This window comes from Allobosea sp. Root381 (assembly GCF_001429395.1).
GTDB lineage: Bacteria > Pseudomonadota > Alphaproteobacteria > Rhizobiales > Beijerinckiaceae > Allobosea.
The window spans coordinates 77088-97799 of record NZ_LMJT01000011.1; the positions used below are offsets into that span (position 1 = coordinate 77088).

18 protein-coding genes are annotated in these 20712 nt (G+C 66.3%); 6 read left to right on the forward strand and 12 right to left on the reverse strand.

The window, feature by feature from the left end; genetic code table 11:
- Positions 1-79: 79 nt before the first annotated feature.
- From ASE63_RS11370 to tpiA, 4 genes are all read right to left on the reverse strand, one after another.
- Positions 80-979, reverse strand: a complete 900-nt coding sequence (locus ASE63_RS11370; RefSeq protein ID WP_056801003.1) for a VOC family protein — start codon at positions 977-979, stop codon at positions 80-82.
- A gap of 93 nt (positions 980-1072) precedes the next feature.
- Complete coding sequence (locus ASE63_RS11375) at positions 1073-2701, reverse strand: CTP synthase (protein ID WP_056801005.1); 1629 nt, start codon at positions 2699-2701, stop codon at positions 1073-1075.
- Positions 2702-2866: 165 nt separating this feature from the next.
- Positions 2867-3271 (reverse strand): preprotein translocase subunit SecG, encoded by a 405-nt coding sequence (gene secG, locus ASE63_RS11380; protein ID WP_056801007.1) that lies wholly within the window; start codon positions 3269-3271, stop codon positions 2867-2869.
- 207 nt (positions 3272-3478) lie between these two features.
- Positions 3479-4240 (reverse strand): triose-phosphate isomerase, encoded by a 762-nt coding sequence (gene tpiA / locus ASE63_RS11385; RefSeq protein WP_056801009.1) that lies wholly within the window; start codon positions 4238-4240, stop codon positions 3479-3481.
- 205 nt (positions 4241-4445) lie between these two features.
- Here tpiA and ASE63_RS11390 point away from each other — a divergent pair, with 205 nt between their 5' ends.
- Both ASE63_RS11390 and trpE read left to right on the forward strand, forming a co-directional pair.
- Positions 4446-6359 (forward strand): SurA N-terminal domain-containing protein, encoded by a 1914-nt coding sequence (locus ASE63_RS11390; protein WP_244491375.1) that lies wholly within the window; start codon positions 4446-4448, stop codon positions 6357-6359.
- Between the two features lie 2 nt (positions 6360-6361).
- Positions 6362-7885 (forward strand): anthranilate synthase component I, encoded by a 1524-nt coding sequence (gene trpE, locus ASE63_RS11395; protein ID WP_056801011.1) that lies wholly within the window; start codon positions 6362-6364, stop codon positions 7883-7885.
- A gap of 94 nt (positions 7886-7979) precedes the next feature.
- Here trpE and ASE63_RS11400 read toward each other — a convergent pair whose 3' ends face one another.
- The gene (locus tag ASE63_RS11400) at positions 7980-8555 is read right to left on the reverse strand and encodes a TIGR00645 family protein (RefSeq protein ID WP_056801013.1); all 576 of its coding nucleotides are present in this window, start codon (positions 8553-8555) and stop codon (positions 7980-7982) included.
- Between the two features lie 248 nt (positions 8556-8803).
- On the opposite strand from ASE63_RS11400, the gene ASE63_RS11405 reads away from it, so the two are divergent.
- The gene (locus ASE63_RS11405; RefSeq protein ID WP_244491376.1) at positions 8804-9262 is read left to right on the forward strand and encodes a BA14K family protein; all 459 of its coding nucleotides are present in this window, start codon (positions 8804-8806) and stop codon (positions 9260-9262) included.
- Positions 9263-9391: 129 nt separating this feature from the next.
- Complete coding sequence (gene xth, locus ASE63_RS11410) at positions 9392-10177, forward strand: exodeoxyribonuclease III (protein WP_056801015.1); 786 nt, start codon at positions 9392-9394, stop codon at positions 10175-10177.
- Between the two features lie 49 nt (positions 10178-10226).
- On the opposite strand, the gene ASE63_RS11415 is transcribed toward xth, so the two are convergent.
- The 5 genes from ASE63_RS11415 to dps form a co-directional block, all read right to left on the reverse strand.
- The gene (locus tag ASE63_RS11415) at positions 10227-11171 is read right to left on the reverse strand and encodes a tetratricopeptide repeat protein (RefSeq protein ID WP_082609850.1); all 945 of its coding nucleotides are present in this window, start codon (positions 11169-11171) and stop codon (positions 10227-10229) included.
- The gene (gene ilvD / locus ASE63_RS11420) at positions 11158-12888 is read right to left on the reverse strand and encodes a dihydroxy-acid dehydratase (protein ID WP_056801017.1); all 1731 of its coding nucleotides are present in this window, start codon (positions 12886-12888) and stop codon (positions 11158-11160) included. The genes ASE63_RS11415 and ilvD overlap by 14 nt, the downstream gene beginning before the upstream one ends.
- A gap of 288 nt (positions 12889-13176) precedes the next feature.
- Positions 13177-13758 (reverse strand): DedA family protein, encoded by a 582-nt coding sequence (locus ASE63_RS11425; protein WP_056801019.1) that lies wholly within the window; start codon positions 13756-13758, stop codon positions 13177-13179.
- A 153-nt stretch (positions 13759-13911) separates the two neighbouring features.
- Positions 13912-16731, reverse strand: a complete 2820-nt coding sequence (locus ASE63_RS11430; protein WP_056801021.1) for a valine--tRNA ligase — start codon at positions 16729-16731, stop codon at positions 13912-13914.
- Between the two features lie 147 nt (positions 16732-16878).
- Complete coding sequence (gene dps / locus ASE63_RS11435; protein WP_244491377.1) at positions 16879-17358, reverse strand: DNA starvation/stationary phase protection protein Dps; 480 nt, start codon at positions 17356-17358, stop codon at positions 16879-16881.
- A gap of 269 nt (positions 17359-17627) precedes the next feature.
- Here dps and ASE63_RS11440 point away from each other — a divergent pair, with 269 nt between their 5' ends.
- Together ASE63_RS11440 and ASE63_RS11445 are read left to right on the forward strand one after the other, a co-directional pair.
- Entirely contained in the window at positions 17628-18113 is a 486-nt protein-coding gene (locus ASE63_RS11440) for a pyridoxamine 5'-phosphate oxidase family protein (protein WP_056801023.1), read from the forward strand.
- Positions 18113-18343, forward strand: coding sequence for a hypothetical protein (locus ASE63_RS11445; protein WP_056801024.1), 231 nt, complete (start codon positions 18113-18115; stop codon positions 18341-18343). The genes ASE63_RS11440 and ASE63_RS11445 overlap by 1 nt, the downstream gene beginning before the upstream one ends.
- Before the next feature lie 30 nt (positions 18344-18373).
- On the opposite strand, the gene ASE63_RS28815 is transcribed toward ASE63_RS11445, so the two are convergent.
- Together ASE63_RS28815 and ASE63_RS11455 are read right to left on the reverse strand one after the other, a co-directional pair.
- On the reverse strand, positions 18374-18970 hold the full coding sequence (locus tag ASE63_RS28815; RefSeq protein WP_056801026.1) for a DUF2497 domain-containing protein: 597 nt from the start codon (positions 18968-18970) through the stop codon (positions 18374-18376).
- 215 nt (positions 18971-19185) lie between these two features.
- A complete protein-coding gene (locus tag ASE63_RS11455) occupies positions 19186-20583 on the reverse strand; it encodes a TolC family outer membrane protein (protein ID WP_056801028.1) in 1398 nt (465 codons plus the stop codon).
- Positions 20584-20712 lie beyond the last annotated feature (129 nt).

Consider the following 20712-nt stretch of genomic DNA (forward strand, 5'->3'; position numbering starts at 1 on the left):
GTTTTCGGCAAATATCGAGGCAAGATCGAATATCCGGATCATCGCTCGATGATCCGGTCGATTGCGTCTACCCCGGCCCTCAACTCAGCTCGAAGGCAATGACGCAGCCATGCGCAGCCTCGGGCGGAACCACGATGCGCTCGTCGCCCTGCGCAAAGGATATGCCTGCCGCCTCGAGCCGTTGCGCCACGGCGTCGAGATCGGGCACGGCAACGCAGAAGCCCAGGAAGCGGGCCGGCGTCGTGTCGGGCTCGACATGGTAGATCGCCTGCGCGGCTTCCGGGTCCAGCACGTCGATGCGCCCGCGCGGCAGGGTCAGGACCAGATCGGCATTGCCCTCCAGCACCTCGGGAGAGCCGGCGAAGGTGGTCAGGAAGTCGCGATGGGCCGCTGGATCGCCGGTGACGATGATGGCCGATGCGAGGCCCGTCGCGCCGTTGCCATGCTGCTGGAACGCAGGATTCCAGAAATTTTGGGGCTCGTGCTGCTGGCAGACGAAGAAGCCGCACTCAGGCGCGAGCGGGTCGGCCGCGAAGGCAAGCGAAAAGGCGACACGCACCTCGCTGCCATCCGGGCGCCTGGCCTGGCGCTCGAAGAAGAACGGCTCGAAGTCCCCGATCCCCGCGCGCTGGAACGCGGCGGCATCGGCCGTCGCATCGGTGCTTTCCAGAACCAGCATGGAGAGCCCCTCGCCACGATCCAGCGCGTCGCGGACGAAGCTGCCGAATGAAAAGGTACGAGGCGTGGGCGGCAGGAGCGCCTTCTCGTCGCCGATCGTGATCAGCTCAAGGAAGGAGCCGGGGAACTGGACGATCCGGTTTTCGGTGCCCCAGGGGTGGCGATTGCGGGCGCCCACCTTGAAGCCGAGCTTTTCGTAGAACGCCCCTGCGGCATCGAGGTCGCGGACCCCGATGACCAGATGGTCGAGCCCGCGTGGGGCTGGCGCGTGGATCGGGGCGGTCTGGACGGTGTCGGGCATGGGTTCGCTCACTGCGGCAGGCTCGGAATCCCACCTCTAGCAGGTCGCCCGGCCCGGGTCAGCCCGGACCCGCCAAAGCCGGGCCGAACCGGCTCAGACGAGCCGGCTCTGCACCACCGCCGCCTCGATGAAGCTGGCGAAGAGCGGATGCGGTTCGAAGGGGCGAGATTTCAGTTCCGGATGGTACTGCACGCCGATGAACCAGGGATGGTCGGGGTATTCGATGGTCTCGGGCAGCAACCCGTCCGGCGACAGGCCCGCGAAGCGCATACCCTTGGCCTCCAGCCGCTCGCGATAGGCCATGTTGACCTCGTAGCGATGGCGATGGCGCTCGGAGATCTCCGTCGCCCCATAGATTTCCGCGATCTTGGAGCCGCTGCCCAGCGTCGAGGCATAGGCGCCGAGCCGCATCGTGCCACCGAGATTGCCGTCGGCGCCGCGCTGCTCGAGTTCGTTGCCGCGCATCCACTCGGTCATCAGGCCGACGACGGGTTCGGTCGTCGGGCCGAATTCGCTGGAATTGGCATTCTCGATGCCGGCGAGCGAACGCGCACCCTCGATCACCGCCATCTGCATGCCGAAGCAGATGCCGAAATACGGCACCTTGCGCTGCCTTGCGAAGGTTGCCGCCTTGATCTTGCCCTCGGCACCGCGATGGCCGAAGCCGCCGGGCACGAGGATGCCGTGGACATGCTCCAGGAACGGCGCCGGGTCCTCCTTCTCGAAGACCTCGGACTCGATCCAGTCGAGATTGACCTTGACCCGGTTGGCGATGCCGCCATGCATCAGCGCCTCGATCAGGGACTTATAGGCATCCTTCATCCCGGTGTACTTGCCGACCACCGCGATGGTGACCTCGCCTTCCGGGTTCTTCACGCGCTCGGAGATGCGGCGCCAGTTGGAGATTTCGGGCTCGGCCGAGGCGTCCATGCCGAAGGCGGCCAGCACCTCGTTGTCGAGGCCTTCCGCGTGGTAGGACAGCGGCACGTCGTAGATCGAAGCGACGTCGCGGGCCTCGATGACCGCGGTCTCCCTGACGTTACAAAATAGCGCCAGCTTGCGGCGCTCCTCGCGCGGGATCTCGCGGTCGGTCCGGCAGAGCAGGATATCCGGCTGGATGCCGATCGAGCGCAGTTCCGCGACCGAGTGCTGGGTCGGCTTGGTCTTCAGCTCGCCGGCGGTCGGGATATAGGGCAGCAGCGTCAGGTGGATGAAGATGCACTGCCCGCGTGGCAGCTGCTGGTTCACCTGCCTGATCGCCTCCAGGAAGGGCAGGCTCTCGATATCGCCGACCGTGCCGCCGATCTCGACCAGGGTGAAGTCATAATCCTCGTTGCCGTCGAGGATGAACTCCTTGATGGCGTTGGTGACATGCGGGACGACCTGGATGGTCGCGCCGAGATAGTCGCCCCGACGCTCCTTGGTCAGGATGTCCATGTAGATTCGGCCGGTGGTGATGTTGTCGCCCTTGTTGCAGGGCCGACCGGTAAAGCGCTCGTAATGGCCTAGATCGAGGTCGGTTTCCGCACCGTCATCGGTCACGAAGACCTCGCCATGCTGATAGGGGCTCATCGTGCCCGGATCGACATTGAGGTAGGGGTCGAGCTTGCGCAGGCGGACCGTATGGCCACGCGCCTGCAGGAGAGCGGCGAGCGCCGCCGCCGCCAGGCCTTTGCCGAGCGAGGACACCACGCCGCCGGTGATGAATACATACCGCGTCATGGGAGGTCACCTTTAACGCCAGGGTTTCGATTCGGTAAGCGCTTCGATGCAGGCCGCCCCCGCACGATACGCTTGTCCACAACGGAGAAGCGGGATCTGTTTTTTCGAAACAGTACCTGCCTCCCCAAAAGAGAGGGGCCGGTCGCCCGGCCCCTGCCCTCGTCCTTACTGCTGCGGCGCCGGAGGCGCCGGCGTCGGCGGTTGCGGCGCGCCGCTCGGCGCCTGCATCTGCCGGAGCTGGTCGAGAACGCCGCCGGCATTGGGCGCGCTCGGGCCGCCGGGTGTAACAGGCGCATTCGTCGCGGGCGCGCCGTCGATGATCGAGCGCTGGACACGGCCGCTGCTCGCCATCACGGCGAGCACGATCGAGGTCAGGAAGAAGGCGCCCGCGAGAATTGCGGTCGTCCGCGTCAGCGCGTTGGCTTGGCCGCGGCCGGTCATGAAGCCGCCGGCGCCAGCGCCGCCGCCCGAGCCCATGCCGAGCCCGCCGCCCTCGGAACGCTGCAGCAGGACCACGCCGACGAGCGCGACCACGATGATCAGGTGGATGACGATGATGACGTTCTGCATGTTCTCAACAGACTGAGACGGGCTCACGAAATGGGTATGGCGCGAGCCGCCGCCAAGGGCTGCCCGCACCTCCTGCCCGCCTCTCGCCGGGACCCGGCAGGCGAACTCGGCGCGGCACATAGCATGAGCCGGCGAAGCGCACCACCCCGGAAGAGCCGCCATGCGGGCATTCGCACGGCGTCATCCGAGCGGCGCGACTTGTCGGCCTCAGGCGCAGGCGCGGGCGATCGCCAGGAAGTCCCCGGCCTTGAGGCTGGCGCCGCCGACGAGCGCGCCATCGACATTGGCGACATTCATCAGCTCGGCGGCGTTCGACGGCTTGACCGATCCGCCGTAGAGCAGCCGGACACCGGCCGCGGCGGCCTTGCCGAGCAGCCGGGCGAGCTCGGTGCGGATAGCCTCATGCATTTCCGCGACATCGGCCGCAGTCGGCGTCAAACCAGTGCCGATCGCCCAGACCGGTTCATAGGCAACGACCAGCGTCGCCGCCGTCGAGCCCTCGGGCAACGAGCCGCGCAGCTGCTTCTTCACCATGGCGAGCGCCTTTCCGGCCTCGCGTTCATCCTTCGTCTCGCCGACGCAGACGATCGGCACGATCCGGGCCTTCTGCGCCGCCTCGGCCTTGGCCTTCACCGTCGCGTTGCTCTCGCCATGCAGCGTGCGCCGCTCGGAATGGCCGACGATCGCGAAGGTGCCCCCGGCATCCGCCAGCATCGCGGCCGAGATCTCGCCGGTGAAGGCGCCGCTTGCTTGCGTGCTGCAATCCTGGCCACCGGTGGCGATGCGCGAGCCGATCAGCGCGACGCTGGTGGGATAGAGCAGGCTGGCCGGCGGGCAAATGGCGAGGTCGACCGCTCCTGCGAACTCCGCGTCGTAGCCCTTGGCGACCTCGGCCGCGATGGCAAGATCGGCCTTGAGCCCGTTCATCTTCCAGTTGCCGGCCACAAGCGGCCTGATGCTGCGCGTCACGTCGGATCCTCCGTAAATTTGCCCAGCCGCTCTAGCAATGGCCGCCCGCCGCCGCAATCTCGGGCGGCGGGACGTGGCGAATCCGCGCTGGCGCGAATCTGCGCTGGCGATTGCGGCTTGGCGCTCCGGTTCCTATAAGCAGCCCGAACAAAACCGATGGCGGCGAGGTCGGCGCCGCACCAGGCCCAAGGAAAGATACATCCCAATGATGATGCAGGGCATCCGCAAGGCGGGCCAGAGCTTGGTCGGCAAGCTCATCATCTTCACGCTGTTCGGCTTCCTCATCTTCTCCTTCGCGATCTGGGGTATCGGCGACATCTTCCAGGGATATGGCCGCAATTCCGTGGCCCGCGTCGGCAAGGCCGAGATCGGCCTCGAGCAGTTGCGCACCGCCTACCAGAACGACGTGCAGAATCTGACGCGCCAGCAGCGCCGCCAGATCACGCCCGACATGGCCCGCGCCCTCGGCCTCGACCGGCAGGCGCTGTCGCGCCTGGTGACGGAATCGGTGTTCGACCAGACGACGCAGCGCATGGGGCTCGCCGTCTCCGACGAGACGATTCGCCAACTGATCTTCGCCGATCCCGCCTTCCGCGATGCCTCGGGCAATTTCTCCGCCGCCCGCTTCAACGAGCTGCTCCGCTCGAACGGCTTCACCGAGCAGGTCTATGTCCGCGAGCAGCGCGCCACGATCCTGCGCCAGCAGCTGGCCGAGATGGTCGTCGGCGCGGTCTCCGCGCCGGTCGCCCTGCAGGAGCTCGGCCACCGCCTGCGCAACGAGCGCCGCAGCGTGAGCTTCGCGCAGATGGCGCCCAGCCTCGCCGGCGAGATTCCCGCGCCGACCGAAGCCCAGCTGAAATCCTTCTTCGACGAGCGCAAGGGCGCCTTCCGCGCCCCCGAGCAGCGCACCGCCGACATCCTCGCGATCACGGCCGAAACGCTGGCGGATGCCGGCACCGTTGCCGACGAGGATGCGAAGGCCCGCTACGAGGAGCTGAAGGCGCAGCGCTTCACCACGACCGAGACTCGCACGATCCAGCAGATCGCCTTCCCGAATGCCGAGGAGGCACAGGCTGCCAAGGCGCGTATCGACGCTGGCGAAACCTTCGAGGCAATCGCAGCCGCGCGCAATGTCGCCGACGCCGATCTGACGCTCGGCACCTTCACGCGGACGCAGATTTTCGACCCCGTGGTGCGGGAAGCCGCCTTCGCCCTCGCCGAGGGCGCGGTCAGCGCGCCGGCCGCCAGCGCCTTCGGGCCGGTGCTGCTGCGCGTTACCGTGGTCACGCCGGAAAACGTGCGCGCCTTCGAGGACGTCGCCGCCGAGGTCCGGGCCGAGGTTGCGACCAGCCGCGCCGCAAGCCGGATCAGCGAGATGCACGACAAGATCGAGGATCAGCGCGCCAGCGCCAAGCCGCTGGCGGAGATCGCCAAGGAATTCAACCTGCCGCTGCGCAGCGTCGGGCCCGTCGATTCCGGCCTGCGCCGGCCGGACGGTTCGGCTGAGCCGGCTCTGCCGGGTGGCGATGCGACCGCGCAGGCGATCTTCCGCTCCGACATCGGCGTCGATAGCGAGGCGATCAGGCTGCCGCGCGACGCCGGCTATGTCTGGTACGCGGTGACGAAGATCGATCCCGCGCGCGACCAGAGTTTCGAGGAGGTCAAGGCGCAGGTCGAGGCCCAGTGGCACGCCGACGAGGTGTCGACGCGGCTCTCCGCCAAGGCGCGCGAGCTGGTCGAGCGGCTCGACAAGGGCGAGGCCTTCGATGCGGTCGCGGCATCGGCCGGGCTGACCATCGAGCAAGCGCAGGACATCGGCCGCCAGGACCAGCGTCCGGACCTGCCGGCCAATGTCGTCAGCCTGATCTTCGGAACGGCGGCCGGCAAGAGCAACTCGGCTTCCGTCACCGATGGCGGGCGCATCCTGTTCCGGGTCGATACGGCGACGGTGCCGAGCTATGCCCGCACCACACAGGAGGCTGATAATTTTGCCCGGCAGCTCGGCGCGAGCATCAGCGAGGACATCCTGGCCCAGTACGTCGCCAAGCTGCAGAGCGATCTCGGCGTGACGGTCAACGAGACCGCCTTCCGGAACGCCACCGGCGGCACTCAGAACTGATCATGTCGACGGCGCAGGATCACGATGGTTTCGCGGCCGCCTACGAGGCCGGCACGCCGCAGTTGTTGCGGCAGGTTCTGGTCGGGGATTGCGAGACGCCGGTCGCCGCCTTCCTGAAGCTGCGCCACGCCACGGCGGGGCCGGCCTTCCTGCTCGAATCGGTCGAGGGCGGAGCCGTGCGCGGCCGCTACTCGATGATCGGGCTGGAGCCGGACCTGATCTGGCGCTGCCATCGCGGCGAGGCGGCGATCTGCCGCCCTGCATTGGGCGACGACTTCCTCGCCGATCCGCGGCCGGCCTTCGAGAGCCTGCGCGCCCTGCTCGAGGAGAGCGCCATTCCGGGAGCAGATGCGGAGAGCGACCTGCCACCGATGGCTGCTGGCGTCTTCGGCTATCTCGGCTACGACATGGTCCGCCTGATGGAGCGCTTGGCCGAGCCGAAGGAGACCGGGACCGGCGTCCCGGACGCGATCCTGACCCGGCCGACGCTGATGGTCGTGTTCGATTCGGTCCGTGACGAGATCCATGTGGTGACGCCCGTGCGCCACCAGCCCGGGGTGCCCGCACGGGCCGCCCATGAGCGCGCGCAGGACCGGCTCGACGCCGTCGTGCGGGCGCTCGAAGGCCCCCTGCCCGCGGAGGCTGCGATCGACATCGCCGCCCTGCCCGAGCCGGCGATCGTCTCGAACACCAGCGAAGACGAGTTCCACGCCATGGTGGCACGGGCGCAGGACTATGTCCGCGCCGGCGACATCTTCCAGGTCGTGCTGTCGCAGCGCTTCGAGGCGCCCTTCGCACTGCCGCCTTTCGCGCTCTACCGCGCGCTGCGGCGGGTCAACCCCGCGCCCTTCCTGTGCTATCTCGACTTCGCCGACTTCCAGATCGTCTGCTCGAGCCCCGAGATCCTGGTTCGGCTGCGCGAAGACACCGTCACCATCCGCCCCATCGCCGGCACGCGCCGGCGCGGCGCGACGGCGGCCGAGGACGACGCGCTGGCTCAGGAACTGCTGGCCGATCCGAAGGAGCGCGCCGAGCATCTGATGCTGCTCGATCTCGGGCGCAACGATGTCGGGCGCGTCGCGAAGATCGGTTCGGTGAAGGTCACCGACTCCTTCTTCATCGAGCGCTACAGCCAGGTCATGCACATCGTCTCGAATGTCGAAGGCGAGATCGACCCGCGCCATGACGGGCTGGCGGCGCTCTCCGCCGGTTTCCCGGCGGGCACGGTCTCCGGAGCGCCGAAGGTCCGGGCCATGGAGATCATCGACGAGCTCGAGCACGACGCGCGCGGCGCCTATGGCGGCTGCATCGGCTATTTCGGCGCCAGCGGCGAGATGGACACCTGCATCGTGCTGCGCACGGCTGTCGTCAAGGACGGGCGCATGCATGTCCAGGCCGGCGCCGGCATCGTCTACGATTCGGACCCGGCCTCCGAGCAGACGGAATGCGTCAACAAGGCGAAGGCGCTGTTCCGGGCCGCCGAGGAGGCGATCCGGTTCGCGGCACGGACCGGCCGGGGGCAATAGGGGCAAGGACATCCTCCTCGGGCTCGACCCGAGCATCGCCTGCCAGAGATTACCGGGCCTGCGCCTTGCTTAGCCCGGTAATGCCCTTTTCCTGTCAATGCGCCTTGCCTGGCGATACCGTCATCTTGTCCACCCAGGCGATGCCGATCGCCGAGAGGATGAAGACGACATGGATCATCGTCTGCAGCAGCACGCCAGTCTCGGTGTAGTCCGTCGTCCGAGTGGTGCCGCCAATATTGCCGGCCTCGATGAAGGTCCGCAGCAGATGGATCGACGAGATGCCGATGATCGCCATGGCGAGCTTGATCTTCAAAACGCTGGCGTTGACGTGGCTGAGCCATTCAGGCTGATCGGGGTGCCCCTCGAGTCGCAGGCGCGAGACGAAGGTCTCATAGCCGCCGACGATGACCATGATCAGCAGGTTCGAGATCATCACCACGTCGATCAGCCCCAGCACGACCAGCATGATCTGCTGCTCGCTGAAGGAGAACGAGTGGGTAACGAGGTGCACCAACTCCTTGAGAAACAGGAAGACGTAGACGCACTGCGCGACGATCAGCCCCATATAGAGCGGCAGTTGCAGCCAGCGTGAACCAAAGATGATGAAGGGCAATGGCCGCAGCGCCCTGGCCATGGTGGGATCGGCAGCCTTCGGGCCGGGATGCGACATCGGAGCTAAAGTCCTTCGAATGTATGGTGCGGCGCAAAATATGCCGAGGCTAGATGGGGCGCCAAGAGCGAACGTGCAACCGCCCGCGCAAAAAGTATCGTCTGCGCAAAAAATCTTCTGTCTGGCGACGAATTTTTGACGATATCGCGTGCAAGGCTTTCGCAAGACCAGCGTAGAAGCTACGCTTGGAGATCTCATTCAGAGGAATGCGCAAGCTTCCTGCCGAATCGGAGAGGAAAGGATTTCCAGTGATCAAGACCTTGACCATTGCTGCCGCTCTCGTCGGTGGAGCCCTGTTGGCGGCACCTGCGAGCGCGGCGCCCATCGGTGCCGCCGGGGCGCCGGCTCTGGCCGGCGGCGGTAGCGACCTCGTCGAGACGGTGCAGTATCGCCGCTACGGCCCGCGCTACGGATACGGACCGCGCTACGGTTATGGCCCGCGTTACGGCTATCGTGGCGGGTACTACCGTGGCGGCCGCGGCGCGGCCGTCGGCGCCGGAATTGCGGCCGGCGTAATCGGCGGAGCTCTGGCGGCGGGTGCGCTGGCCGGGCCGCGCTATGTCGAACCGGTGCCGGTCTATCCGGGGCCCGTCTACGGTGTCGAGGATGTCGACGCCGTGGCGTATTGCTCGCGCCGCTTCCGCACCTACAACCCGGAGACCGGAACCTACATCGCGACTGGCGGCGTGGTTCGTGCCTGCCCCTGACATCGCCTGACCACGCGGACAGGCAAGCCTCCCGGCAACGACGCCGGGAGGCTTTTTTGTCGCTGCGTTTTCCTTACGCCGTGAACGCGCCTATCCTCGCGACGTATTCCATCCACTCGGAGCCGGCCCTTGCGCATCGCCACCTGGAACGTCAATTCCGTCCGCCAGAGGCTCGGCCATCTGCTCGACTTCCTGAAGGAAGTGGAGCCCGACGCGCTATGCCTGCAGGAGATCAAGTGCCTCGACGGCGATTTCCCGCGCAGCGAGATCGAGGAAGCGGGCTGGCAGGTCGAGACGCTCGGGCAGAAGACCTTCAACGGCGTCGCCATCATCTCGCGGGCGAAACTCGAGGACGTCCGGCGTGGCCTGCCGGGAGATGAGGCTGACGAGCAGGCGCGCTATCTGGAAGGAGTATTGCCGCTCGGGAATGGCGTCGTGCGCCTCGCCTCGATCTACCTGCCCAACGGCAACCCGCCCAACACTGAGAAATATCCCTACAAGCTCGGCTGGATGAGGCGGCTGACCACCCATGCGCAGATGCTGCTCACCCATGAGGAGCCGCTGGTCCTGGCGGGCGACTACAACGTCATTCCCGAAGCAAGGGACGCACGCGACCCTGCGGCCTGGGTGTCCGACGCGTTGTTCCTGTCGCAGACGCGCGCCGCCTTCCGCGAGCTGATCAATCTGGGACTGACCGAGGCCCTGCGTGCCTCGACCGACGCCAGCGGGCTCTACACCTTCTGGGACTATCAGGCTGGTGCCTGGCAGCGCAACAACGGCATCCGCATCGACCATCTGCTGCTGTCGCCTCAGGCGGCCGACAGGCTGACCGGCGTCCAGATCGCCAAGCATGTGCGCGGTTGGGAAAAGCCGTCCGACCATGTCCCGGTCATGATCGAACTCCGGGCGGCCTAAGAACAGCCCGAGACCGACGGAAGCGCCTTGCCGTAGCGAGGGAGCGCCCTCAGCGCAGCGACCGCGCGCCCGCAACCTGCTGACGTTCGACCAGGGCCAGCGCTGCCGTCCGGTCGCCGGTGGAAGCCGCGGCAAAGGCGGCGTCATGGCGCTCGATGATCCAGCCCTCGCGGCTGGGGTCGACGCCCTCGCGGGCCAGTGCCAGCCACATCAGGCCGATGACCGGCTGGCGGGGCACGCCTTCGCCTCCGCGCAGCAGCATTTCGCCAAAGACGGCGCGGGCCGGCGCATAGCCCTTCTCGGCCGCCAGCTTCATCCAGCGTGCCGCCTGGCGTGCGTCCCGGCGGGTGCCCTGCCCGTTCATATAGAGCCGGCCTAGATTGTACTGGCCTTCCGGGTCGCCGAAATAGGAAGCGGCGTAGTGATACATGTCGAAGGCCCGGTCGGCATTGGGCCTGACATAGCTGCCCTTGATGCCGTCGGTGAAATAGCCTCCGAGCGCGACGAAGGCACCACCGACGATGCGGCCATCGGCCGTGCCCGGAATGGCGTCGGCATTCTCATCCGCGATCTTCGAGAAATACTCGAACGCCTTGAGATCATTGGCAGGAACGCCCTCGCCGCCGGCATACATCCGGCCGAGCTTGAACTGTGCCGTCAAATGCCCTTGGGCCGCGGCGTATTCCAGCGCACGCACGGCACCGGCCTGGTTTCCGGCGGTGGAATCGCGCATCCAGGCCCGGATCGCGTCGCGGGCGCTGCTGAAGGGCGCCATCGGCAGGGCGGTGTGAGCAGCCGGCCCGCTCGGCGCGGGCGCGATGGCCGGGACGTCGACGGCATCCTCAGGCCCGCTCTCGGGCTCGGGCAAGGCGATGCCCGGGATCGGGCGGGGCGGAACCAGCGCGCGACCGCTCGCGTCCCCCTGCGCCCAGGCAGTCGATTGACTGCCCAGGACCAGGAAGAGTGCTGCGATCGTGAGGTCAGATGTCCGCATAACAATGGGTCTCGGCCGCGCCGCCGGGGTGGGTTACGGCCCCCCCTTGGGCAGGGCCGACCGTCTGCGCGTATTTCCAGAGCGCGCCCGAGTTGTAGTCGGTCTTGCGCGGCTTCCAGCTCTTACGACGCTCCTGAAGTTCGGCATCAGAAAGGCGGACTGCGAGCTTTCCTGTGATGGCGTCGAGTTCGATGATGTCGCCGTCGCGGATCAGGCCGATCGGCCCGCCGACCGCGGCTTCCGGCCCGACATGGCCGACGCAGAAACCGCGGGTGGCGCCCGAGAAGCGGCCGTCGGTGATCAGCGCGACCTTGTCCCCCATGCCCTGCCCGTAGAGCGCTGCGGTGGTCGAGAGCATCTCGCGCATGCCCGGCCCACCCTTGGGACCCTCGTAGCGGATCACCAGAACGTCGCCTTCCTTGTAGCTACGCTCGGTTACGGCCTTGAAGGCATCCTCCTCGCAGTCGAAGCAGCGCGCCGGTCCGGTGAAAACGAGTTTGTCCTCGGGCATGCCGGCGATCTTCACGATTGCGCCCTCGGTTGCGAGATTGCCTGAGAGGCCGACGACGCCGCCGGTCGCCGTTATCGGCTTGTCGGTACGGTAGATCACATCCTGCTGGTCGTTCCACTTCACCGAGGCGAGGTTCTCGGCGATGGTGCGGCCGGTCACCGTCAGGCAGTCGCCATGGAGATAGCCGCCATCGAGCAGGCTCTTCATCACCAGCGGGATGCCGCCGACCTCGAACATGTCCTTGGCGACATATTTGCCGCCCGGCTTCAGGTCGGCGATGTAGGGCGTGCTCTTGAAGATCTCGGCAACGGTGAAGAGATCGAAGTCGATGCCGCATTCATGCGCGATCGCCGGCAGGTGCAGCGCGCCGTTGGTCGAGCCGCCAGTCGCGGCGACGACCATCGCCGCATTCTCGAGGGCCTTGCGGGTGACGATGTCGCGCGGACGGATATTGCGGGCGATCAGGTCCATGACCATCTCGCCGGCCGTGTAGCAGAAGGCGTCACGAACATCGTAGGGCGCCGGGGCGCCGCAGGAATAGGGCAAGGCGAGCCCGATCGCCTCGGCAACCGTCGCCATGGTGTTGGCGGTGAACTGCGCGCCACAGGAGCCCGATGACGGGCACGCCGCCTCTTCCAACTCTTGAAGATCCTCATCCGACATGGCGCCGACTGAGTGCTTGCCGACGGCCTCGAAGACGTCCTGCACCGTGACCGGCTTGCCCTTGAACGTGCCGGGCAGGATCGAGCCGCCATAGATGAAGATCGACGGCACGTTGAGGCGCACCATCGCCATCATCATGCCAGGCAGCGACTTGTCGCAGCCTGCAAGGCCGACGAGTCCGTCATAGCAATGGCCGCGCATGGTGAGCTCGACCGAGTCGGCGATGACCTCGCGCGAGGCCAGCGACGACTTCATGCCCTGGTGCCCCATGGCGATGCCGTCCGTCACGGTGATGGTGCAGAATTCCCGCGGCGTGCCGCTGGCGGAGGCAACACCCTTCTTGACCGCCTGGGCCTGGCGCATCAACGAGATGTTGCAGGGAGCGGCCTCGTTCCAGCAGGAGGCGACGCCAATGAAGGGCTGCGCGATCTGCTTCGCGGTCATGCCCATCGCGTAATAATAGGAACGGTGCGGAGCCTTCGCCGGGCCCACGCTCACATGGCGGCTCGGCAACCTCGACTTGTCGAACACAGGCGCATCCATAGCCACTCGTCCCGTTCCCCTGACCCAACACGGCGCAGAGATTTGCCACGCCACGCAAGCCTGGAGCAATCCGCGCCCCCGAAACCCGCGGTCCGCCCGGAACCTCGTCCGAACCCGCGCGTTTAGCTCCAATTTGAATAAATCTCAGGCGCTTAACGCCCTGTTTTGGTGAGCGTCGTTTGTGGCGGCTTCGCGGCACTTATGCTCTGGAGCCGGCGTCATAAGCCGTTCTCCTGCCGATGTTGCGCCGATGTCACAATATCCGGGTGCGGGTGACGCAGCGGCCGCTCAAAGGATGAGGGGCAGTACGAAGAAGCCGCCGACAACGACGACGAGCAGCGCCAGGGCCGTCATCGGCAGGTGCTTCTCGATGAAGATGCGGATGTCGTCGCCGTAGTAGCGCAACGCAACCGCGATCATCAGGAAGAAAGTAGCGCGAGAGACCACCATGCCGATGGTGAACTTCAAGAGGTCGAAGTGCAGGAAGCCGGACATGATCGTGACGATCTTGAACGGGATCGGCGTCAGGCCCTTGGTGACGAGCACCCAGAACCAGTAATCCTGCGAGCTGTTGATGAGGGTCGCCGCCTTGTCTTGCAGCCCGTAGAGGCTGATCAGCCACATGCCCAGCGAGTCATAGAGCAAGGCGCCGATCGCATAGCCGAGATAGCCACCGAGGACGGCGCCGAGCGAGCAGATGCCCGCGTAGAACCAGGCCCTGTCTGGGCGCGCGATGCACATCGGGATCAGCAAGGGGATCGGCGGCAGCGGGCTGACCGAACTCTCGACGAATGTGATGGCGAAAAGCAGCCACGGGGCCGCTGGATGAGATGCGTACGAAACGCACCAGTCATAGGCTCGCTTGAGCATCGTGACGAAACAACCGGTCCTGGGTTATTGGCATCGAGGCGCATGACAGGTTTGCACCCAACGCGCATCTAACCGTCTCGGCGGGAGAATGCCAGCCTTGTCTTACGCGAAGGTCAATTTGAAGACGGAGTCATGGCCGGATGCGGGCGCGGCTCAGGAGAGCCGTGCCAACGCCTCGGCGATCTTCAGCTTGCGCGCCTGCGCGGCGGCCTTGCGGTCGCGGTTCTCCTCGACGATCTCGTCCGGCGCGCGCGCCATGAAATCGGGGTTGCCGAGCTTCTTGTCGACGACCGCGATGTCCTGGTCGAGCTTGGCCATCTCCTTGGTCAGACGGACCCTTTCGACCTCCAGATCGATGATGCCGGCGAGCGGCAGGGCCGCGACCTCGCCCCGCACGATGATCTGCGCCGATTGCCCCGGCGAGGCGGTCTCGAAGGCAATGCCCGAGATGCGGGCGAGCCGCTCGATCATCGGCCGCCAACTCTCGATCGTGCCGCGCGTTGCCGCCGAGGCGTTGACGAGCACGAGCGGCGCCTGGGTGCCAGCCGGAACATTGACCTCGGAGCGCACCGAGCGGATGTCCGAGATCAAATCGACGACGAAGCCGATCTCGGCCTCCGCCGCCGCGTCCTTCAACGCCGAGAGGTCCGGCCACCGCGTCAGGCAGACGAGCGAGGCATCGCCCGCCATCAGTTCGCGGGGAGCCCCCTCGCCCGCCTTCTGGGCCCAGAGCTCCTCGGTGAGGAAGGGCATGAAGGGGTGCAGCAGCTGGCAGATCAGGTCGATAACGTAGGCGGTCGTCGCCTGCGTCTCGGCCTTTTCGGCCGGATCGACGCCCTCGCCCTGCAAAACCGGCTTGGCCAATTCCAGATACCAGTCGCAGAACTGGTTCCAGACGAAACGATAGGCGGCGCCGGCCGCCTCGTTAAAGCGGAAGGTAGGAATGCCGGCCGCGATCTCCTCGGCCGCGGTCGCCGCCTCGCTGAGGATCCAGCGGTTGAGCGGCTGCTTCACCGCTGCCGGATCGAAGCCCGCCGCGCGGGCGCAGCCGTTGAGTTCCGCGAAGCGGGCGGCGTTCCAGATTTTGGTCGCGAAGTTGCGGTAGCCCTCGACGCGCGAAGTCGCGAGCTTGATGTCGCGCCCCTGCGCCGCCATCGCGGAAAGCGTGAAGCGCAGAGCGTCCGCCCCGTACTGATCGACCAGCGTCAACGGGTCGATGACGTTGCCCTTGGACTTCGACATCTTCGCGCCCTTCTCGTCGCGAACGATGGCGTGGATATAGACGTCCCTGAACGGCACCTCGTCCATGAAGTTGAGGCCCATCATCATCATCCGGGCGACCCAGAAGAAGATGATGTCGAAAGCGGTAACGAGCGTCGCCGTCGGGTAGTAGCGCTTGAGCTCGGCCGTATCGTCCGGCCAGCCCAGAGTCGAGAACGGCCAGAGCGCCGAGGAAAACCAGGTGTCGAGCACGTCCTCGTCGCGGGTGAGCGCGACCGGCCCACCATAGTGGTTCACGGCCAGCGCCTGCGCCGCCGTCTCGGATTCGGCGACGAAACACTCGCCGTCCGGCCCGTACCAGGCCGGAATCTGATGTCCCCACCAGAGCTGGCGCGAGACGCACCAGGGCTCGATGTTCTCCAGCCAGTCGTAGTAGACCTTGGTCCAGCTTTCGGGCGTGAACTTCGTGCGCCCGTCCTGCACCGCCTTCAGCGCCCGGTTGGCGAGCGGCTTGACGTCGACATACCACTGGTCGGTCAGCCAGGGCTCGATCACGACGTCGGAGCGGTCGCCATGGGGAACCGTGTTCGTATTAGGCTCGACCTTGGCGAGCAACCCACGCTCGGCCATCAGGGCCACGACAGCCTTGCGCGCGGCAAAGCGGTCAAGGCCGTGCAGGGCAAGCGCCGCCTTCTCGGGCGTGCTGCCGGCCAGGAAATCCTCGTTCTCGTCGAGCAGGATGCGCGCCTCGCCGTCGAGGATGTTGATGACGGCGAGCTTGTGACGCTTGCCGACCTCGAAGTCGTTGAAGTCGTGCGCCGGGGTGATCTTGACCGCGCCGGTGCCCTTCTCGGGGTCGGCGTAGTCGTCAGGAACGATCGGGATGATGCGCCCGACCAGCGGCAGCAAGACGTTGCGACCGATCAATTGCCCGAGCGTCTCGTTCTCAGGATGCACGGCGACGCCCGTGTCGCCCAGCATCGTCTCCGGCCGCGTCGTCGCGACGGTGATGAAGGTCGAGGCATCGTCGGCGTCGTAGACGACGCCTTCGAGCGGATAGTTGAAATAATAAAGATGCCCGTTCGGATCCTTGTTCAGGACCTTGTCGAGCTTGGCGGCGTCGAAGGCCTCCTCGCCGCCGCGCTGCCATTTGAATGAGCCGGTTTTCTCGACCTGCAGGACTTCGAGGTCCGAGATCGCTGTCTGGAACTTCGGATCCCAGTTGACCAGCCGCTTGGCGCGGTAGATCAGCCCCTGCCGGTGAAGGCCGACGAAGACCTTCAGCACGGCGGCGCTCAGACCCTCATCCATCGTGAAGCGCTCGCGCGACCAGTCGCAGGAGGCACCGAGACGCCTGAGCTGATTGACGATTGTCCCGCCCGACTCTTCCTTCCAGCGCCAGACCTCGCCCAGGAAGGCCTCGCGGCCCATGCTGCGACGGTCGGTCTTGTTCTCGGCGGCAAGCCTGCGTTCGACGACCATCTGCGTCGCGATGCCGGCATGGTCGGTGCCCGGCTGCCAGAGCACGTCCTTGCCGCGCATGCGCTCGAAGCGGCAGAGCACGTCCTGCAGCGTGTTGTTGAGCGCATGCCCCATATGCAGAGAGCCCGTCACGTTCGGCGGCGGGATCACGATGCAATAGGGTTCCGCACCAGGCTGCGCACCACGCCCCGCGGCGAAGGCGTTGGCCTCTTCCCAGGCCTTGCTGATCCGCGCCTCGACGGCGGCCGGCTCGAATGTCTTGTCCATCATCGCTTCGCTCGAACGCAAAACGGCCGGGGGCGGGCCCCGGCCGTGAGATTTAAGGCCTGGAAGGTTGGAGGACTTAAGAACCCAAGCAACCCCCTCGCGTCAACCATGGCCCGTGGGGCCACGACACCGCGCGAAGGGCGTTACCCCTCACGCCGGGAGGTTCGACTGCAGGAACCAGAGCGCCTTGTCGAGCATGCGCGAATAACCGGTCAGCAGGTCAGCGGTGCCGGCATCGCCGGCCTCGTCGCTCGCATCGATAGCCTCGCGGACGAGGTTCGCTGCTTCGGCATAACGATCAATGAGCGCGTCGAGGTGATCTTTTACCGCGACGATATCGGTCGGGTAGGGCTTGAGCGAGCTCGATGCGGCGGTCGTCTGGGTCGTGCCGAAGGCGATGCCGCCGAGTTGCGCGATGCGCTCGGCGACCGTGTCGACATGAACGTCGAGTTCGCCGCGGAAAGTGTCCAGCATCTTGTGAATGCCGATGAAGCCCGGCCCCTTCAGGTTCCAATGCGCCTGCTTGGTCAGGAGCGCGAGATCGATCCCGTCGGCAAGCCGCGCATTGAGCAGCCCGGCGACCTGGCTCTTGGTATTCGAGGCGAGATCGACCTTGCTGCTCTTCACGATCTTCGAGCTCGCGGATCCGACCGCGGTCTTGTTCCCAGTCGTTGCCTTGCTACCGGCGGCTGCGGATGCGTGCTTCTTCATGGCGTACTCCCTGGACGGATAGGACGGGTTGCCGGGCAAGCTGATGCCGCGAGGGATACGCGCGAGTGCCATGCGCGTTCCATCCGGCCAGCCTTTAGGAGTTGCGCTGCTCGTTTCGAGAAGCGCGCTGAAGGAACCTGTCGTGCCGTCCGCCAGTTTGAGTCTCCAGACAAGCGAGGAGCTTAACCATGAGCCATCACAGCGACCAGGATCGCGTCTGGGACCTCATCGAAGATATCAAATTCGCGATGCTGGTCACCCATGACGGCGACGGCGACGAGCTGCGTGCCCGCCCGATGCATGCACACGGCCAACGCGAGGACGATTCGATCTATTTCCTGACCGACCGTCGCCATCACAAGGACGACGAGATCAATCTCAATGAGAATGTCTGCGTCGCCTTCGCGGACAATAGCGGCATGCGTTACGTCTCGGTCACCGGAACGGCCACGGTCCTCGACGACCGCGCCAAGGTTCACGCGCTGTGGGATCCCTCCAATAAGGCGTTCTGGGACAGCGAGGACGATCCGAACATTCGCGTCCTGCGCGTGCGCCCCTCGATGGCGGAGTTTTGGGACAGCCCGGGCAAGCTGGTCACGACCGTGAAGATGGCTGCCGCCGCCCTCACCGGCTCCAAGCCGGACCTCGGCATCAACAGGAAGGTGACGCTCTGATGAATCTGCTTGTTCACGCCGTCGGCGCCTGGATCGCCGCAGAAGCCGCCTCGGGCCGCTATCCGCGCCCGGTCGCCGTCGCGCTCTCGATGCTTGTATCGCGGCTCGGAGCGCCGACAGCGGCGATGACCCTGCTCGCTTTCGCCGTCAAGCAGTTGAACGATGCAGGAGCGTTCCGCGCCGTGAAGAGCACGCCGCCTCGGCGCTCGAGGCTGCCGCCCAAGCGCTGACCCACGTCTGGCGCCACGACGAAAGCCGCGTCAGCTCCGCCCGCCGCGCGCCACCCGCTCGATCTCGGCGCGAACGAGCCGTTCGACCATGGTCGGCAGGTTGTCGTCGAGCCAGGATTTGAGCATCGGCTTCAGCATGTCCTTGACGAGATCCTCGAGCGTGCGCGCGTTGTTCGTCAGGACGGTATGGGCGAGATGGCCGAAGGCACTGTTGACCGCCGAGCTGGTCTGGTCGGACAGCAACTGAGCCATGTCGAAGGATGGAGCGGCGTGCTGCGGCATCTCGACGGCAGCGACCGGCTCCCGGACCGGCTCGATCGGCGCCGGGGCGGGCTCTGGCGGTACGGGCTCGATGAAATCGACGTCGCCATCGGGCATGCGCGTCTCTGGCGCTGCCGCGGGCTCCGGCTCGGGCGCCGGAAGCAGAGCGGCCTCGGCTCCGAGATCGAGCACGTCCTCGTCGATGATATCGGCTGAGTTGTCGGCCGGCGCAGGCTGGACCACAGCAGCCTCCTCGGCTGCTCCTTCCGCCTCGGCGGGCTTGCCCTCGTCATCCGCGATGATCCGCCGGATGGAGGCGAGAATCTCCTCCATCGACGGTTCGTTGGGCTTCGGTTGCGCGCTCATCTGTTTCCGGACCACTCGACTCCGGGCGCATCGAACGAATCAAGGCAGCCCCGCCCGTCGAGTATTTCACCGGAGCGATGCCAGGCAAGCCGGCATGTCCTTCCGCCCACAAGGAAATTCTGGCTGTTGCGCTAATGTCGATGCAGGCTGGAGCGGCAGCGTCTCGCCTCCCCGCCTGGAGGCGGCGCAGGCAGACGGCCTGCGCCCTGGCCAGCTCAGCGTCCGTCGGGAGTCTGCGTGCCCCAGAGCAGGCCCTTGACCTGGTCGTAATGCTTGCGAGCGTCGTAGATCTGCGCCCTCAGCTTCAGGGTTTCCGCCGAGAGCCGACCGATGGCCGAAAGCACGGCATAAGAGGCCACGACGCGGTCGCGCTGAGCCGTCACCAGCGTCGAGCGCGCGATCACGAGCTCCTGCTGGGCGTTGAGGACGTCCAGTGTGGTGCGCTGGCCGACCTTGGCTTCCTCGCGGACGCCGGCCAACGCGGTTTCCGCAGCCTGGACCTGAGCCTGCGCGGCGATGATCTGGGCCTTTGCCGCATCATGCGCGCCCCAGGCGGAAACCACAGCGGCTCGGACGGTGTCGCGCTGCGTATCAACCTCGATCCGGCGTTGGCCGGCCGTTTCCTTGGCCTGCCGGGTGCGCGAATAGACTTGGCCACCTTCGTAGATCGGGATCGTGAGCGTGCCGACGATGCTGGCCGATGTGCGGTTGTCGCCGAACTGCTGGGTATCGTAGCGCTGCTGCACGAGGCCACGCACACCGAGCGTCGGGTAAAGATCGGCTTCCGTCACCTTGACCTGCAGCTCCGCCGCATCGACGCCGTGCAGCGATGCGACGATGGCGGGATGGCTGGAGAGAGCCGCGTTGAGGGCGGCCGGCAACGATCTCGGCAGGAACTTCTCGACCGGGCGGCCCGGCGCGAGCTGCCTCGGCTCCGTCCCGACATTCTGCCGATAACGCGCGATCGAGGTCTTGAGGTTCGATTCGGCGAGGATCGCCTGCGACTGCGCCTGCGACAGCCGCGCCTCGGCCTGAGCCACGTCCGTGCGCGTCACCTCGCCGACCTGGAAGCGGTCGCGCGTCTGGCGCAACTGCTCTTCCAGAACTTCGACGTTGTTGCGGTTGAGATCGAGGATCGCGGTGTCCCGCAGCACGTTCATATAGGAGGTAGCGGCGTCGAGCAGGACGTTTTGCTCGGTGTTCTGCAGGGTGGCGCGCGCTCCAAGCACCAGCGATTCGGCCTGGCTGACCGAGCTGCGCGTCTTGCCGCCATCGAAGATGTTCTGGTCGATCTGCACGCCGGCGCCGCGCGGGCCGAGCCGCGTGGTCGAGTTGCCGAGCGCGGGCAACCGGGTATCGGTGATGCTGGCGCCGATGTCGGCGGAAGCCGTGATCCGCGGCCGATAGCCGGACAGAGCCTGCGGCACGTTCTCGTTGGTGGCCCGAACCGAGGCGCGCTGTGCGTTCAGGGTAGGATTGCCGGCATAGGCTCGCGCCAGAGCTGCATCCATGGTCTGCGCCAGCGCTGTGGGCGCCACGCCGGCCGCGAGCGCAAAGCCGAGCGCCGCCGCGAAACCGAGCCCCGTGGTCTTCCCGATATTATGTCTTGTCACTGGACGCCTCATGTGCGGACTCGAGTCGCGCCCAGGCATCGCCCCAGCCTCGGCATACGTGTAGACTATTACATAACCTGACCGGGCATTTGCGCCAATGCGCAGATGGGGCAGGCCAAGCTTTGATTT